Source organism: Micromonospora sp. S4605 (genome assembly GCF_003176715.1).
Taxonomy (GTDB): domain Bacteria; phylum Actinomycetota; class Actinomycetes; order Mycobacteriales; family Micromonosporaceae; genus Micromonospora; species Micromonospora echinaurantiaca.
Genome location: NZ_QGSW01000097.1, coordinates 1 through 15,003, shown reverse-complemented (window position 1 = coordinate 15,003; position 15,003 = coordinate 1). Strand labels below are relative to the sequence as shown.

The window sequence follows — 15,003 nt, the reverse complement described above, 5'->3', positions numbered from 1 at the left end:
CGCCGCCCCCGACCACCCCGCCGCCGGGCGGGTGCACGGCCAGCTACACGGTGGTCAACCAGTGGCCGGGCGGCTTCCAGGGCGAGGTGAAGGTGACCGCCGGGTCGGCCGCCATCACCGGCTGGACGACGACCTGGACGTTCGCCAACGGCCAGGCGGTCAGCCAGTCCTGGAACACCAGGCTGACCAGCAGCGGGTCGGCGGTCACCGCGCGCAACGTGGACTGGAACGGCCGGCTCGGCGCCGGCGCGAGCACCAGCTTCGGCTTCATCGCCAGCTGGAACGGCGCCAACGCCGTGCCCGCGGTGACCTGCGCCGCGAGCTGACCGGCGAGCAACACCGGTGGCCGGGCCCGCGCGTGGGCCCGGCCACCCCGCCGGGTCCGGCACCCGACGGAACGGCGGGTCAGGCCCGGGTGACGCCCTCGGCGGTGGCGAGCCGGGCGGCCCGTACGGTGAGGTAGCGCTGCTCGGGCAGGCTGGTGGTCAGCCCGGCGGCCACCCGGTAGTGGTGCACCGCGCGATCCCGGTCGCCGGCCATCTCGTACAGGTGGGCGCGGGCCGCGTGCAGCCGGTGGTGCCCGGCCAGCCGCGGGTCGTCGGCCAGGGCGGCGAGGGCGTCCAGCCCGGCGGCCGGACCGTGCACCATGGCGGTGGCCACCGCCCGGTTCAGCGCCACCACCGGGCTGGCGGAGTGCCGTTCCAGCACCTGGTACAGAGCGAGGATCTGCGGCCAGTCGGTCTGCCCGGCGGTGGGCGCCTCGTCGTGCAGCGCCGCGATGGCCGCCTGGAGCTGGTACGGCCCGACCGGCCCGCGCGGCAGCGCCCGGGTGACCAGTGCGACGCCCTCGGCGATCAGCGCCGCGTCCCAGCGGCTCCGGTCCTGCTCGGCCAGGGAGATCAGTTCGCCGGTCGGCCCGGTCCGGGCCGCACTGCGGGCGTCGGTGAGCAGCATCAGCGCCAGCAGGCCGGTGACCTCGCTGTCGTCAGGCAGCAGCGCGTGCATCGCCCGGGTCAGCCGGATGGCCTCCTCGGCCAGGTCCACCCGGCGCAGGTCCGGGCCGAGGCTGGCGGTGTGCCCCTCGGTGAAGATCAGGTAGAGCACGTGCAGCACCGCGGCCAGCCGCCGCTCGCGGTCCCGTTCGTCCGGCATCCGGAACGGCAGGCCGGAGCTGCGGATGCGCTGCTTGGCCCGGCTGATCCGCTGGGCCATGGTGGCCTCGGGCACGAGGAAGGCGCGGGCGATCTCGGCGGTGCTGAGCCCGCCCACCGCGCGCAGGGTCAGCGCGATCTGCGAGGCCGGCGAGAGCGCCGGGTGGCAGCAGAGGAAGAGCAGCACCAGGGTGTCGTCGCGGTCGGCCGTCAGCTGCTCGTCGGCCGCCGGCACGACCTGCCGGTCGTCCGGTTCGCGCCGGGCGACCAGATCCTCCCGGCGCCGCCGGGCCGCCTCGCCGCGGACCAGTTCGACCATCCGGCGGTACGCGACCTGGATGAGCCAGCCGCGTGGGTTGTCCGGCACCCCGTCGCCCGGCCACTGGGTCGCCGCCGCCAGCAGCGCCTCCTGCACCGCGTCCTCGGCGGTGGCGAAGTCACCGAACCGGCGCGCGAGCACGCCGAGGACCTGCGGCGCCAGCTCGCGCAGCAGGTCCTCGACACCTCGGTCAGGTGCGGACAGTCGTCACATCTCCTGCGGTGGTGCGGACATCACCGGGTGCACCTCGATCGGCATGTTCAGCGGACGGCCACCGGGGCCGGGCGCGGTGGAGATGTGCGCGGCGATCTCGACGGCCCGCTCCGGGCTGTCGGTGTCGACGATCCACCAGCCGGCGAGGAACTCCTTGGTTTCGGCGAACGGGCCCTCGGTGACCACCGGCGCCCCGTCCGCGCCGGCCCGGACGATCTTCGCCTGCGCCGGCCCGGCGAGCCCTTCGCCCTGGACCCACTCCCCGTCGGCGACCAGCTTCGCGTTGACGTCCCCCATGAAGCCGATGTGCGCCTGGATCTCCTCGGGCGTCCACGTCTCGATCGAGGGGAAGTCCGTGCCCGCCGAGCTGAACTGCATCAGCAACATGTACTTCACGTCTGGCTCCTCACGTCTGCGCACCATCATCGGTGCTCTCACCCTGAGGTAGAAGCAGGCGCACCCGTTCTCGACATCCCCGCGGAGAAATTTCCGGCGGATCTCCGGCCGGGCCGGGGGAGCCTCAGTCCAGCGCGGTGACCTCCAGCAGCAGCGCCTGCTCCGGGTGCAGCGCGGGCAGCTGCAACCCGACCGTGCCCAGCGCCGCGCCGGTCAGCGTCGCGCCGGTGGCCAGCCACGGCGGCGGCACCCGGTCCAGGGTCGCCGGCCCGGGTACGTCCCCCGCCGGCTGGACGGCGTAGCGGCGCCGCCGGTCCAGACCGGGCAGCCGGACCGGGCCGGGCGCCTGGGCCACCGAGGTGGCCAGCCGGGTGACCGCGTACACCGCCTGGGAGCGGTCGTGGGCGACCACGCCGTGCGCCCAGACGGCGGGGTCGGGGTGGTCCACCCGGACCACCCGCCCGGCGTGCAGCAGCGGGCGGAGCCGCTTGTGCAGCGCCACCCAGGCGGCCAGTTCGGCCCGCTCGGCGGGCTCGACGGAGCCGATGTCCCACTCGATGCCGTAGTGGCCGAAGAGCGCGGTGGCGGCCCGGAAGCCGAGGTCGTGCACCCGGTGGGTGGTGTGCGAGCGCTCCGGTCCGATGTGGCTGCCGACCAGCTCGGGTGGGAGCAGCAGCCCGGTCCAGCGCTGGATGGCCAGCCGCTCCAGGGCGTCGTTGCAGTCGCTGGCCCAGATCCGGTCGGTGCGGGCGAGGATCTCCAGGTCGACCCGGGCGCCGCCGGAGGCGCAGCTCTCGATCTCCACGGCCGGGTGGCGGCGGCGCAGCTCGTCGAGGAGCCGGTAGACCGCGAGGGTCTGCTCGTGCACGCCGGGCCGGCCGTGGTGGCCGGCGTCGGTGAGGTCCCGGTTGTGGTCCCACTTGAGGTAGCCGATGCCGGGATGCTCGGTGAGCAGCGCGTCCAGCCGGTCCAGCAGGTACCCGTACGCCGCCGGGTTGGCCAGGTCGAGCACCTGCTGGTTGCGCCACGGCGGGGGCAGCCGGCCGGGCACCGCGAGCACCCAGTCGGGGTGGGCGCGGAACAGGTCGGAGTCGGGGTTGACCATCTCCGGCTCGACCCAGAGCCCGAACCGCAGGCCGCGCGCGGTGACGTGCTCGATCAGCGGGTGCAGCCCGGCCGGCCAGACGCCGTCGTCGACGTACCAGTCGCCGAGCCCGGCGGTGTCGTCGCGCCGGCCGCGGAACCAGCCGTCGTCGAGCACGAACCGTTCCACCCCGATCTCGGCGGCGTGGTCGGCCAGCGCGCGCAGCCGGTCCAGGTCGTGGTCGAAGTAGACCGCCTCCCAGACGTTCAGGGTGACCGGGCGGGGGCTGCGCGGGTGTCCCGGCCGGGCGCGCAGGTGGGTGTGCAGCACGTCGCTCAACCCGTCCAGGCCGGCGTCGGACCAGGCCGCGTAGAGCAGCGGGGTGGCGTACTCCGCGCCGGGGGCGAGCAGCACCTCGCCGGGGGCGAGCAGCTCGCCGCCGCCGAGCGTGGACTCGCCGGTCGGCCGCCGCTCGGCGAAGGTGACGTGGTCGCCGCTCCAGGCGGTGTGCACCGCCCACACCTCGCCGTGGCCGAACCCGAACCCGGCCGTGCCGGCGACCAGCAGCAGGGTGGCGTCGTGTCCGGTACGGCCGTGCCGGCCCTCCCGGACCCAGGCGCCCATCGGCCACGGGTGCCGCTGCGGCGCGCGTTCCCGGCACCACCGGCCGGTCAGGTCGAGCAGTTCGGTGGCGACCGGCGGCACCGGCAGCACCGGGGTCAGCTCGCGCAGCTCGTACCCGGTGGCGCCGGTGTTGCGCAGCCGGTGGCGCAGCAGCAGCAGCCCGGTCGGGTCCAGCTCGATCTCGACGGCCAGCGACAGCTCCGCGTCCGCGTCGACCGCCCGGACGGTGACCCGGGCGGATCCCGTGCCGCTGTCGGCGATGTCGAGGTCGTCCAGCCGGAACGCGGTGGACCAGGCGGTGCGGTCCCGGTGCCCGGCCAGCGCGGGGCGGCCACCCCAGCCGGCGCTCGCCTCGGGCAGCAGGGACAGCACGGTGGGCGTGTCGAAGCTGCTCGGCACCACGGGCGCGACGCTCGCCTCGGCGAGTTGCCGCAGGCCGTCGGCGTCGAGCGGGCCGAGGTCGCCGCCCCAGTGCACGACGCGCGGCAGGCCCGGGCCACGCGCGTCGAGCACCAGGTGCGTCCCGCCGCGGTGCAGGTGGACGATCGTCATCCCTTGGAAGCCCCCAACGTCAGCCCCCGGACGAACTGCTTCTGCAACAGGAAGAAGATGACCAGGGTGGGGATCGCGACCAGCACCGAGCCGGCCGAGACCAGGTTGTTGTCGGTGAAGAACTCGCCGCGCAGGTTGTTCAGCGAACTGGTCACCGGGAACTTGTCGCCGGTGCGCATCAGCACGGTGGCCCAGAAGAACTCGTTGTAGATCCAGGTCACCTCCAGGGTGGCCAGCGCCGCCAGGGCGGGCCGGCACAGCGGCATGGTGACCTGCCAGTACTGCCGCCAGACGCTGGCCCCGTCGACCATCGCCGCCTCGTACAGGTCGCGCGGCAGCGCCTTCATGTAGTTGCTGAGCACGAAGACGCAGAAGCCGCACTGGAAGGCGACGTTGACCAGGATCAGCCCCCAGTAGCTGTCGTACAGCAGTTCCGAGTCGCTCATGAACGCCGGCAGCGGCACCTGGGTGAAGAGCCGGAACAGCGGGATCAGCAGGGCCTGCTGCGGCAGCAGGTTCGCCGCGGTGAACAGGCCGAGCAGGACGATGTTGACCTTCCAGCTGAACCGGGCGATGACGAACGCCACGCAGGAGGCGAGGAAGAGAGTCAGCAGCACCGCCGGCACCGTGATGTAGACGGAGTTGAGGAAGTGCTGGCCGAACTCGGCGGTCCGCCAGGCGGTGACGTAGTTGTCGAGCGTCCAGCCGCCGAACGACACGTACCCGTTCGCGGCGGTGTACTCGTAGGAGCGCAGCGAGGTCAGCACCGCCCAGAGGATCGGGAAGAGCCAGCCGAGCGCCACCGCGGTGAGGAAGACGTGCAACACCACCCGTTGCGGACGCAGCGGCCGGCGCTGCCGGCGCGGCGCGGCGGTCAGGTCGCCCGCGCGGGTCGTCGTCGCGGTGCTCATCGGCGCCCCTCCCGCATCACGGTGGCCAGGTAGATGGTGATGAAGACCAGCGAGACGACGAGCATGATGGTGGCCAGCGCCGAGCCGAAGCCGATCCGGCTGGCCTCGCCGACCACGTTCTGGGTGACCAGCGCGGAGAGCAGTTCCAACCCGTTGCGGCCCTTGTTGACCACCCAGACCAGGTCGAACGCGCGCAGCGACTCGATCACCGTCACCACCAGCACGATGATGTTGATCGGGCGGAGCACCGGGAACACCACCCGGAAGAAGGTGCTGGCCTCGGAGGCGCCGTCCACCGCCGCGGCCTCGCGCAGCGACGGGTCGACGCCCTTCAGCCCGGCCAGGTAGAGCAGCATGATGTAGCCGACGTGCCGCCAGGCGGAGGCGACCAGCACGGCCCAGATGTTGACGTCCGGGTCGCCGTACCAGTCGACGTCCGTGCCGAACACCCCGTTGATCAGGCCCTGGTCGCGCGAGTAGAGCAACTGCCAGACGAAGCCGATCAGCGCCAGCGAGAGCACCACCGGCAGGTAGAGCGCGGTCTGGTAGAACCGGCTGCCGCGCAACTCCTTGTCGAGCAGCACGGCCAGGAACATCCCCAGCGGGGTGGCCACCACGAACAGCGCGGCCAGCCAGAGCAGGTTGTTCTGCACGGCCGGCACGAACGGCGGGTAGATCTGGACGACGTCGGCGTAGTTGCGCCCGCCGACCCACTCGATCTCGCTCAACGGGCCGATGCCGTCCCAGTTGGTGCCGGAGAGGGCCACCGTGGCCAGCGCCGGCAGCCAGACCAGGCCGACGACGAGCAGCAGCGGTACGAGCACCATCAGCGCGATCACCACGCGGTCGGTGCGGGACAGGAGCCGTAGCCGGCGGCCACGGCCACCCGTGGGGGTGGCCGCGGCCGGCGACGGCACGGCGCGATCCGCTTGGATCAGGGGCAGGTCGGACACGGTTGTCCTCCCCCTCTCGCCGTCAGTCGGTGAAGATCGACTTTTTCTGGTTCTCGATGCTGGTCAGCAGGCCGCTGATGTCCTTCGGGTCCTTGATGAACTGCTGGAAGGCCGGGATGATCACCGTGGAGGCGAAGTCCGGGCGGGTGTCCCGGTCCAGGAACTGGGCGATCTCGGTGGCCGAGCCGACCAGCTCGGCGGCCTTCTTCTGCAGTGCGGTGTAGCCGCCGGTGTCGGCCTGGCCGTTGGCGACCAGGGTGCTCGGGTCGTTCTTCACGGTGATGTCCGCGGCCGCCTTCGAGCCGAGGTACTCCAGCAGCTTCTTGGCGTTCTCCTCCGCCTTCGGGCGGCGGGCCATCATGTAGCCGTCGATCGGCGCGTCCAGGGCCTTGGCCCCGATCGCCGGGTCGATCTCGGGGAAGGTGAAGAAGTCCAGGTCGTCCTGCTCGTCGTTGTTGAACTGCTGGCCCACGAAGAGCCCGAGCAGGTACATGCCGGACTTCTTCTGCTGCAACGACTGGGCCGCCTCCTGCCAGGTGCGCCCGAGGCTGTCCGGCTGGTGCAGCGGCAGCAGACCCGCCCAGGTGTCGAAGACCTTCTTCACCTTGTCCGAGGTCCACGCCTCCTTGCCGGCCATCAGGTCCACGTGGAACTGGTAGCCGTTGATCCGCAGGTTGAGGATGTCGAAGGTGCCCATCGCCGGCCAGCCGTCCTTGTCGGCGAAGGCGATCGGGATCAGCCCGTCCTTCTTCATCTGCCCGGCGAGGTTGGTCAGGTCGTCGAGCGTCCTGGGCACCTGGTAGCCGTGCTGCTGCCAGACCGACTTGCGGTAGAACATCGCCCACGGGTAGTACGACGCCGGTACGAAGTACTGCTTGCCGTCGTCGCCGGTCGACGCCTTCTTGAACGCGTCGGAGTAGCCGGAGAGCTTGCCCCACACGTCGCTGAGGTCGCCGGCCAGCCCGCGGGCGGCGAAGAAGCGCATCCGGTAGCCGGCGAACCAGGTGAACACGTCGTCCGGCTTGCCCTGGAGGTAGTTGTTGATGTTCTCCTGGAACGTGTTGTGGTCGACGGTGTTGATCGAGACCTGAAGGCCGGAGGAGGTCTGGAACCCGTCCATGACCTTGGCGATGACGTCCTTCGGCTTCGGGTCGGACTGGTTGGAGCCCAGGGTGACGGTCTTGCCGCCCGACCCACCGGAGTCGGAACCACCGCAGCCGGCGAGCAGGCCGGTGCCGAGCAGCGCGCCGGCGCCGGCCGCGCCGGCCAGCAGGGACCGCCGGTGCAGGCCGGCGACGGAGGGCGGTACGAGACGGGCCAGGTACTCGGCGTGGGATCGGGGACGGGACATGGTGCCTCCTGCGGATGAGAAGGTGCGCTGCGCCCGAGGGCCGTCAGTGGTGGCGGGGCCGGCCGGTCGTGATCCCACATCCGGATCCACCGTGAATCCACATTGGCGAACACGAACTGCCAGTGGCGCCTCAAGCTACTCGCCGATCCGTCGCTGTCAAGGGGTAGGTCAGGGGCCGATAACCCAGTCGTGACAAGGCCGTTACGAGGTAAACGTTGGAAACCTGGTCGATGTTGGAAACTGTTGACTTGCCGACGTCGTCGGGGCACGCTCTGCTGCCATGCGGCGATGGCAGGGCGATCACATCTACTTCGGTGCCGACTACAACCCCGAGCAGTGGCCCGAGCAGACCTGGGCCGAGGACGTCGAGCTGATGCGCCGCGCCGGGGTCAACCTCGTCTCGGTCGGCATCTTCTCCTGGGCGCTGCTGGAACCGGAGCCGGGCCGGTTCGAGTTCGGCTGGCTGGACCGGGCGCTGGACGTGTTGCACCGCGGCGGCATCCAGGTGGACCTGGCCACCGCCACCGCCAGCCCGCCGCCCTGGCTGGCCCACCGGCACCCGGAGACGCTGCCCCGGCGGGCCGACGGCGCGGTGCTCTGGCCGGGTGGCCGGCAGGCGTACTGCCCCAGCTCGCCGGTGTTCCGCGAGCGCTCGCTCGCGCTGGTCGAGGCGGTCGCCACCCGCTACGCCGAGCACCCGGCGGTGGTGATGTGGCACGTCTCCAACGAGCTGGGCTGCCACAACGTGCACTGCTACTGCGAGGTCAGCGCCGAGGCGTTCCGTCGCTGGCTGCGCGAACGGTACGGCGACCTGGACCGGCTCAACGACGCCTGGGGCACCACCTTTTGGAGCCAGCGCTACGGCGACTGGGCGGAGGTGAACCCGCCACGGCTCGCGCCCACCTTCGCCAACCCCACCCAGCAGCTGGACTTCCTGCGCTTCTCCTCCGACGAGCAGCGCGCCCAACTGCGGGCCGAACGCGAGGTGCTGGGCCGGCTGGTGCGGCAACCGGTCACCACCAACTTCATGATCGGCACCGGCATCAAGTACCTCGACTACCACTCCTGGTCGTCCGACGTGGACCTGGTCGCCAACGACCACTACCTCACCGCCGCCGACCCGGACGCGCACGTCGGGCTGGCGCTGGCGGCCGACCACACCCGCGGCGTCGCCGGCGGCGCGCCGTGGCTGCTCATGGAGCACTCCACCAGCGCGGTCAACTGGCAGCCGCGCAACGTCGCCAAGACGCCCGGGCAGTTGCGCCGCAACAGCCTGGCGCACGTCGCCCGTGGCGCCGACGGCGTGCTCTTCTTCCAGTGGCGGGCGTCCCGGGCCGGCGCGGAGAAGTTCCACTCCGCGCTGGTCCCGCACGCCGGGCCGGAGACCAAGGTGTTCCGCGAGGTGTGCCGGCTCGGCGCCGACCTGGCCAACCTGGCCGAGGTACGCGGCAGCCGGGTGGACGCCGAGGTGGCCATCCTGTTCGACTACGAGGCGTGGTGGGGCGCCGAGCTGGACTCCCACCCCAGCGTCGACGTCACCTACGGCGACCGGCTCCGGGCGCTCTACGACTCGCTCTGGCGGGCCGGCGTCACGACCGACATCGTCCACCCGTCGGCCGACCTCTCCGGCTACCGGCTGGTGCTGGTGCCCACGCTCTACCTGGTCCGCGACGCGCACGCCGCGGCGCTGCGCGCCTTCGTGTCCGCGGGCGGCACCGCCCTGGTCACCTACTTCAGCGGCATCGTCGACGAGCACGACCACGTCCGGCTCGGCGGCTACCCCGGCGCGTTCCGGGACCTGCTCGGCGTCCGCACCGAGGAGTTCTTCCCGCTGCGGGAGGGGGAGCGGGTCCGCCTCGACGACGGCTCGACCGCCGACGTGTGGACCGAGTGGCTGCACGCCGAGGGAGCCCAGGTGCTCGCCGCGTACGCCGACGGGCCGCTGCCGGGGGTGCCGGCGCTGACCCGGCACCCGGTCGCCGCCGGCGCCGCCTGGTACCTCGGCACCCGGCTGGACCAGCCGGCCACCGACCGCCTGGTGGCCCGGCTGGTGGCCGAGGCCGGCGTACGTCCGGCCGCGGCGGCCCCGCCCGGCGTGGAGGTGGTGCGCCGCCGCGACGGCGACCGCAGTTGGCTCTTCGTGGTCAACCACACCGACGCGCCCGCCCGGCTCGACGCCACCGGCACCGAGCTGTTGACCGGTGGGCGGTGCGCCGGTGAGGTGGTCGTACCGGCCGGGGAGGTGGCCGTGGTCCGCGAGGACCGGGCCGCCGGGCCGGCGTGAGGCCGGGACAGTGACGGCCGCGAAGGAGGTTACCCAGATGCTGGCCCAGCAGCGGCAGACCGCCATCCTGGAGCTGATCCGCCAGCGCGGCGGGGTACGGGTCAGTCACCTGGTGAGCCGGTTCGGAGTCTCGGACATGACCATCCGGCGCGACCTGGAGGTGCTCGCCGAGCGGGGTCTGGTCGACAAGGTGCACGGCGGGGCGACGCTGGCCGGCCCCGGTTCGGCCGAGGAGCCCGGCTTCGCCGCCAAGTCGATCCGCCAGCAGGCCGAGAAGCGGGCCATCGCCGAGCGGGCCGCCGCCCTGGTCGAGCCCGGCATGGCGATCGCGCTCTCCGCCGGCACCACCACGGCCGCGCTGGCCACCCTGCTCGCCGACGTACGCGGGCTGACCGTGGTGACCAACTCGATCCCGGTCGCCGACGCGCTCTACCAGAACCCCCGGGCGGACCAGACGGTGGTGCTGACCGGCGGCATCCGCACCCCGTCGGACGCGCTGACCGGGCCGGTGGCCGAGGCGGCGATCGGCGCCCTCAACGTCGACCTGCTCTTCCTCGGCGTGCACGGGATGAGCCCACGTACCGGCTTCACCACCCCCAACCTGCTGGAGGCGGGAGTCAACCGCTGCCTGATCAACGCCTCCCGCCGGCTGGTGGTGCTGGCCGACCACACCAAGTGGGAGACCATCGGCATCGCCACCATCGCCCCGCTGGAGGACGCGGACGTGCTGATCACCGACGGCGGGCTGCCGACCGAGGCGCGGGCCGCGATCGGCGAGCAGGTCGGTGAGCTGATCGTGGTCGACGTGGAGTGAGCCCGTCGCGCCTCCCAGGCACCTCACAGCGGCGGCGGTTAGGGTGCCGGGTGAGCGTCCCGTTCCAGGGTGGAGCGGGACCGGGGGCACGGGAGTTCGCATGGTCTTCAAGAAGATGTTGAGCGCGCTCGGCGTGGGCGGTCCCAGCGTGGACACCGTCCTGACGAACCCGAACACCCGCCCGGGCCTGACCCTGGAGGGCCAGGTCAACCTGCTCGGCGGGGACGCGCAGGCGAACATCGAGCAGGTCGTGCTCGGGCTGGTCACCCGGGTCGAGATCGAGGGCGGCGACACCGAGTACGCCGGCATCATGGAGTTCCACCGGATGGTGGTCAGCGGGCCGCTCCAGCTGGCCCCGAAGCAGCAGCTCGCCATCCCGTTCCAGCTGCCGGTGCCGTGGGAGACCCCGATCACCGACGTCTACGGCCAGCGGCTGCGGGGCATGACCATGGGGCTGCGCACCGAGCTGGCGGTGGCCCGGGCGGTCGACAAGAGCGACCTCGACCAGGTCAACGTCCACCCGCTGCCGGTGCACGAGCGGATCCTGGAGGCGTTCCAGCGGCTCGGCTTCCGGTTCAAGCACGCCGACCTGGAGCGCGGCCGGATCCACGGGGTGCAGCAGACGCTCCCCTTCTACCAGGAGATCGAGTTCTTCGCCGCGCCGCAGTACGCGCAGACCGTCACCGAGGTGGAGCTGACCTTCGTCACCAGCCGCGACGGCGTGGACGTGATCCTGGAGTGCGACAAGCGCGGCGGCTTCCTCAGCGCCGGGCACGACGCCTTCGGCCGCTACCGGGTCCCGCACACCGACGCCGACCGGGTCGACTGGGCGCAGGTGGTGGACGGCTGGCTGCGGGAGACCACCTCCCGCTACGGCAGCCTGCGCGCCCAGGGCTTCGGCGTGCCGCACGCCCGCGGTCGGGGCCACGGCATGGGCGGCATGGTCGCCGGCGCGGCGCTCGGCGTGGCCGGCGGCATGATCGCCGGCGAGATGATCGAGGACGCCTTCGAGGGCGACTTCGGTGCGGACTTCGGCGGGTTCGAGGAGTGACCCGCTCCCGCCTGCGATGGCGCGAGCACATCGGACGGCGGGTACGAAGAGGCCGGTGGCCTCCGGGATCAGCTCCCGGAGGCCACCGGCCGTCACGCGGTCAACGCCCGCGGGTCTTGCGCTCCTCGCCGGAACGGCGTGCCGAGCCGGCCTTCGCCAGACCCCGGCTGATCAGATACGCACCGGTCAGGATGGACAGGTACCACCAGACCTGGTTCGGGTTGTTGAGGTTCAACCCGTTGGTCTCCGGACCCCGCCAGAACGCGGCGATCACCAGGACCGCTGTCGCGGCGGCGTAGATCCAGAACTCGGTGGTCAGGAACGAGTGCTTGGTCTCCGTACCCGGAGACGGCATCTGCTCCCGGTGACCGTCACCCATCACCGGCATCGGCCGGGTTTCCTGCATCGCGCGGTTCTGCACGTCCTGCGCGGGCCGGTTTATCGGCCTGGTGGATGCAGCCTGCGTGCTCATCTTGTCCTCCTCGGATGCGATGAGTCGGTACCTGCACTCCCTCGCCCCGCTACCGCGTTTCGGCCACGGCACGGTTCGCGTTCATGGCGGGGGCACCCCCCGACTACCCGACCCCCCGAGGCAGTAACACCGGGTCACCGGCGGAAATCCGGGATTCGCCGGTGGCACCGGGAGCCCGGTGCCACCGGCGGGGCACCTCAGCGCAGGCCGTTGCGGATGGCCACGGCGACCAGCAGGTCCGGGTCGTCGGTGATGATGCCGTCCACGCCGAGGTCGATCACCCGCTGCATCACCCGGGCGTCGTTGACGGTGTACGGCACCACCTTCAGGCCGTACCGATCCCGCAGGGTCGCCACGTCCGGTCCGTGGAAGTATGCCGGGTTCTCCCGCAGGTACCAGTCGGCGTCCGCCACCGTGCCCTGCGCCGGGTCGTGCACCTGCCAGTTCGCCGACACGGTGCCGGCGCCCGCGGCCCGGGTCAGCCGGCCCAGGTCCCGGTGCCGCCACCAGTCCAGCCCACCGGTCCACGGGCTGCGTACCGACCGGTCGCCGTACACCGCCTGGAGCGAGCACTCGTCGGTGAGGCTGGCGCACTCGGCCGGGCCGTACTGCCAGACCAGCGCGACGGTGCCGATCCGCTTGTTCAGCGTGTTCGCGTACCGGATGGTGCGCCAGTCGAAGGACTGGATGGTCGCGCGGTCGGTGAACCGGGCCCGCTCGATCGCGGTGACCAGCTTGCGGGTGAAGCTGCGGTACGGCTCGGTGTCGGCCACCAGGGGGCTGATCTTGGTTTCGATGTTCAGCCGGACGTCGTCCCGGCCGCTTCGCCGCACCAGCGCGAAGACCTCGTCCAGGGTGGGGATCCGGGCGCCCGGGGCGGGCACCTGCGCGGGCAGTTCGGGCAGCGTCCGCGTGCCGCAGTCGATCGTCTTGAGCTGCGCCAGGGTCAGCTCGTGCACCGCCCTGCCCACGTACGGGAACTCCGGGTCACCGGGGCGGACGGGTGCGGTGTCGACGCAGTGCGACCCGTTGACCGTCCGGTCGTGCAGCACCACCAGCGTGCCGTCCTCGGTCACCCCGGTGTCCAGCTCCAGAGTGGAGATGGCCCGGTTCTGCAGCGCGTGCGCGAAGGCGGGCAGGGTGTTCTCCGGGCGGGTGGCCCGACCGCCCCGGTGCGCCTGCACGTCGAACGGCGAGGCGTACGCCTTCGGCAGCCGGTGGCCGCGCTGCGCGAGCAGGCCGCGCAGCCGGTCCGGGTAGTCGGTGATGATGCCGTCCACGCCGTCGTCGATCAGCTTCGCCATCGTCGGCACGTCGTCCACCGTCCACGGGATCACCTTGAGGCCGTGGCGGTGTGCCCGCGCCACCATCTCCCGGGTGACGTACGGGCGGTAGCCCGGGTCGGTGACGGTGCCGTTCTGCGGGAAGCCGTGCACCGGCGAGAAGGCGTCGGCGCCGAAGCTGCGTACGGCCCGGATCGGGTCGCCGCCGAAGTCGTCGATGTCGAGCCCGCCCAGCCACGGCGAGACGCCCGGCTGGCCGGTCTGCAAAAAGTCGTAGTTGGTCAGCGCGACCAGCGGCAGCCGCGGTTCGACCTGGCGCATCCGCATCAGCGCACCCCAGTCGAAGCTCTGCACGGTCACCTGCTTCAGCAGCCCGGCGCGCCGGATCTCGGCCGCGGTGACCTGCACGAACTGCTCCCGCGGGGCGGTCTCGGTCGGCGCGCCGGCCTCCACCTTGGTCTCCACGTTGAGCGTCACGTCGTCCGCCCGGTAACGCTTGACCAGCGCGAAGACCTCGCGCAGCAGCGGCATCCGGGCGCCCGGCACGGCGAGCTGGCCGGGCTTGTCCGCCAGCGTCCGTGACCCGCAGTCCAGGGTCCGCACCTGGGCCAGGGTGAGCGTGTTGACGTACTTCCCGACGTACGGGTACTCCGGGTCGCCCGGCGTCACCGGGGCGGTGTCCACGCACTTGGCGCCGCTGACCTTCCGGTCGTGGGTGACCACGGCCTGCCCGTCCTCGGTGATCTGCACGTCCAGTTCCAGGGTGCTCACCCCGAGCTGGAGCGCGTTGCCGAAGGACGCCAGGGTGTTCTCCACCCGCAACCCCAGGCCGCCGCGGTGGGCCTGCACGTCGAATGTCCGGTCCGGTCGCGGTTTCGCCCCCGCGGGCACCGCGAGACCGGTCGCCACGGTCGCCGCCGCCAGGGCCGCGACGGCGGTACGGCGTACTGTGCGCACGCTGTCCTCTCTCCCTCCGGCGGGGATCTCCCGCCGGTCCGCGGGTCAGCATGGGCAGCCGGGGCGGCCGGCAGGCGAGCGGTGGACGACACCCCGGTGAACCGGCGGTGGGGGTTTGGCCGCCCGGTCGTCGGGCACGCACAGAGACCGACCCTTTTTGCGAGGTGATGGATCGTGCGTGAGGACGACATGCGACAGGACGCCGCCCGGCAGGCGGAGAACCGGATCGCCGGCGGTGTGTACGGCGAGGGCGCCCTGGACGAGGTGACCGTGCCCCGTACGGACGTGGAGCGGGTGCGGCAGGAGGAGGACCCGGACGACCCGGCGCACGTGAGGGTCGACCCCACCGTGCTGCGCGACGGCGGCCCGACCCGGGGTCAGGGCGCGGTCACCACGACCGGCGGCACCGCCGGCCCGGCGAGCGTGCGCCGGTTGGCCCGCCAGCCGGAGCGGCATCCGGGCAAGGTCGCCCCGACCACCACCGGCGACGCCACCACCGGTGGCCTCAGCACGCCGGCCGGCGGCTCCACGAGCGACCAGTCCACCATCGCCACCGGTCCCGGCAACACCACCACCGAGTAGCCCACC

General features: G+C 72.3%; 13 protein-coding genes. 5 read left to right on the top strand and 8 right to left on the bottom strand.

Annotation, left to right across the window (positions count from 1 at the left end):
• On the top strand, positions 1-326 hold a 326-nt coding region (locus DLJ47_RS05975; protein WP_199235717.1), incomplete at its 5' end, for a cellulose binding domain-containing protein.
• A gap of 79 nt (positions 327-405) precedes the next feature.
• Here the strand turns inward: DLJ47_RS05975 and DLJ47_RS05970 are convergent.
• From DLJ47_RS05970 to DLJ47_RS05945, 6 genes are all read right to left on the bottom strand, one after another.
• Positions 406-1,674, bottom strand: a complete 1,269-nt coding sequence (locus DLJ47_RS05970; RefSeq protein WP_109899074.1) for an RNA polymerase sigma factor — start codon at positions 1,672-1,674, stop codon at positions 406-408.
• 3 nt (positions 1,675-1,677) lie between these two features.
• Positions 1,678-2,070 (bottom strand): YciI family protein, encoded by a 393-nt coding sequence (locus tag DLJ47_RS05965; protein WP_231928898.1) that lies wholly within the window; start codon positions 2,068-2,070, stop codon positions 1,678-1,680.
• A gap of 133 nt (positions 2,071-2,203) precedes the next feature.
• Complete coding sequence (locus tag DLJ47_RS05960; RefSeq protein WP_109899073.1) at positions 2,204-4,339, bottom strand: alpha-galactosidase; 2,136 nt, start codon at positions 4,337-4,339, stop codon at positions 2,204-2,206.
• Complete coding sequence (locus DLJ47_RS05955; protein ID WP_109899072.1) at positions 4,336-5,250, bottom strand: carbohydrate ABC transporter permease; 915 nt, start codon at positions 5,248-5,250, stop codon at positions 4,336-4,338. Before DLJ47_RS05955 ends, DLJ47_RS05960 begins: the two co-directional genes overlap by 4 nt.
• Positions 5,247-6,203, bottom strand: coding sequence for a carbohydrate ABC transporter permease (locus tag DLJ47_RS05950; RefSeq protein ID WP_109899071.1), 957 nt, complete (start codon positions 6,201-6,203; stop codon positions 5,247-5,249). Before DLJ47_RS05950 ends, DLJ47_RS05955 begins: the two co-directional genes overlap by 4 nt.
• Before the next feature lie 22 nt (positions 6,204-6,225).
• Positions 6,226-7,554 carry an ABC transporter substrate-binding protein gene (locus DLJ47_RS05945; RefSeq protein WP_109899070.1) on the bottom strand — a complete coding sequence of 443 codons (1,329 nt, stop codon included), beginning with the start codon at positions 7,552-7,554 and terminating at the stop codon, positions 6,226-6,228.
• 280 nt (positions 7,555-7,834) lie between these two features.
• Between DLJ47_RS05945 and DLJ47_RS05940 the strand changes: the two genes are divergently transcribed.
• The 3 genes from DLJ47_RS05940 (at position 7,835) to DLJ47_RS05930 (ending at position 11,703) form a co-directional block, all read left to right on the top strand.
• Positions 7,835-9,838, top strand: coding sequence for a beta-galactosidase (locus DLJ47_RS05940; RefSeq protein WP_109899069.1), 2,004 nt, complete (start codon positions 7,835-7,837; stop codon positions 9,836-9,838).
• A gap of 37 nt (positions 9,839-9,875) precedes the next feature.
• Entirely contained in the window at positions 9,876-10,652 is a 777-nt protein-coding gene (locus tag DLJ47_RS05935; protein ID WP_109899075.1) for a DeoR/GlpR family DNA-binding transcription regulator, read from the top strand.
• A 100-nt stretch (positions 10,653-10,752) separates the two neighbouring features.
• The gene (locus tag DLJ47_RS05930; RefSeq protein WP_088995205.1) at positions 10,753-11,703 is read left to right on the top strand and encodes a sporulation protein; all 951 of its coding nucleotides are present in this window, start codon (positions 10,753-10,755) and stop codon (positions 11,701-11,703) included.
• Positions 11,704-11,803: 100 nt separating this feature from the next.
• Here DLJ47_RS05930 and DLJ47_RS05925 read toward each other — a convergent pair whose 3' ends face one another.
• Together DLJ47_RS05925 and DLJ47_RS05915 are read right to left on the bottom strand one after the other, a co-directional pair.
• Positions 11,804-12,091, bottom strand: coding sequence for a hypothetical protein (locus DLJ47_RS05925; protein WP_172899536.1), 288 nt, complete (start codon positions 12,089-12,091; stop codon positions 11,804-11,806).
• A 281-nt stretch (positions 12,092-12,372) separates the two neighbouring features.
• Positions 12,373-14,415, bottom strand: coding sequence for a glycerophosphodiester phosphodiesterase family protein (locus DLJ47_RS05915; protein ID WP_109899068.1), 2,043 nt, complete (start codon positions 14,413-14,415; stop codon positions 12,373-12,375).
• Positions 14,416-14,589: 174 nt separating this feature from the next.
• Between DLJ47_RS05915 and DLJ47_RS05910 the strand changes: the two genes are divergently transcribed.
• Positions 14,590-14,997, top strand: coding sequence for a hypothetical protein (locus DLJ47_RS05910; RefSeq protein ID WP_109899067.1), 408 nt, complete (start codon positions 14,590-14,592; stop codon positions 14,995-14,997).
• Positions 14,998-15,003: the final 6 nt, after the last annotated feature.

Excerpts from the sequence above, each read along its gene's own strand:
- DLJ47_RS05960 (WP_109899073.1), bottom strand. The coding sequence starts at position 4,339 with ATGACGATCGTCCACCTGCACCGCGGCGGGACGCACCTGGTGCTCGAC.
- DLJ47_RS05945 (WP_109899070.1), bottom strand. The coding sequence starts at position 7,554 with ATGTCCCGTCCCCGATCCCACGCCGAGTACCTGGCCCGTCTCGTACCG.
- DLJ47_RS05930 (WP_088995205.1), top strand. The coding sequence starts at position 10,753 with ATGGTCTTCAAGAAGATGTTGAGCGCGCTCGGCGTGGGCGGTCCCAGC.
- DLJ47_RS05935 (WP_109899075.1), top strand. The coding sequence starts at position 9,876 with ATGCTGGCCCAGCAGCGGCAGACCGCCATCCTGGAGCTGATCCGCCAG.
- DLJ47_RS05955 (WP_109899072.1), bottom strand. The coding sequence starts at position 5,250 with ATGAGCACCGCGACGACGACCCGCGCGGGCGACCTGACCGCCGCGCCG.
- DLJ47_RS05965 (WP_231928898.1), bottom strand. The coding sequence starts at position 2,070 with ATGTTGCTGATGCAGTTCAGCTCGGCGGGCACGGACTTCCCCTCGATC.
- DLJ47_RS05925 (WP_172899536.1), bottom strand. The coding sequence starts at position 12,091 with ATGCCGGTGATGGGTGACGGTCACCGGGAGCAGATGCCGTCTCCGGGT.
- DLJ47_RS05940 (WP_109899069.1), top strand. The coding sequence starts at position 7,835 with ATGCGGCGATGGCAGGGCGATCACATCTACTTCGGTGCCGACTACAAC.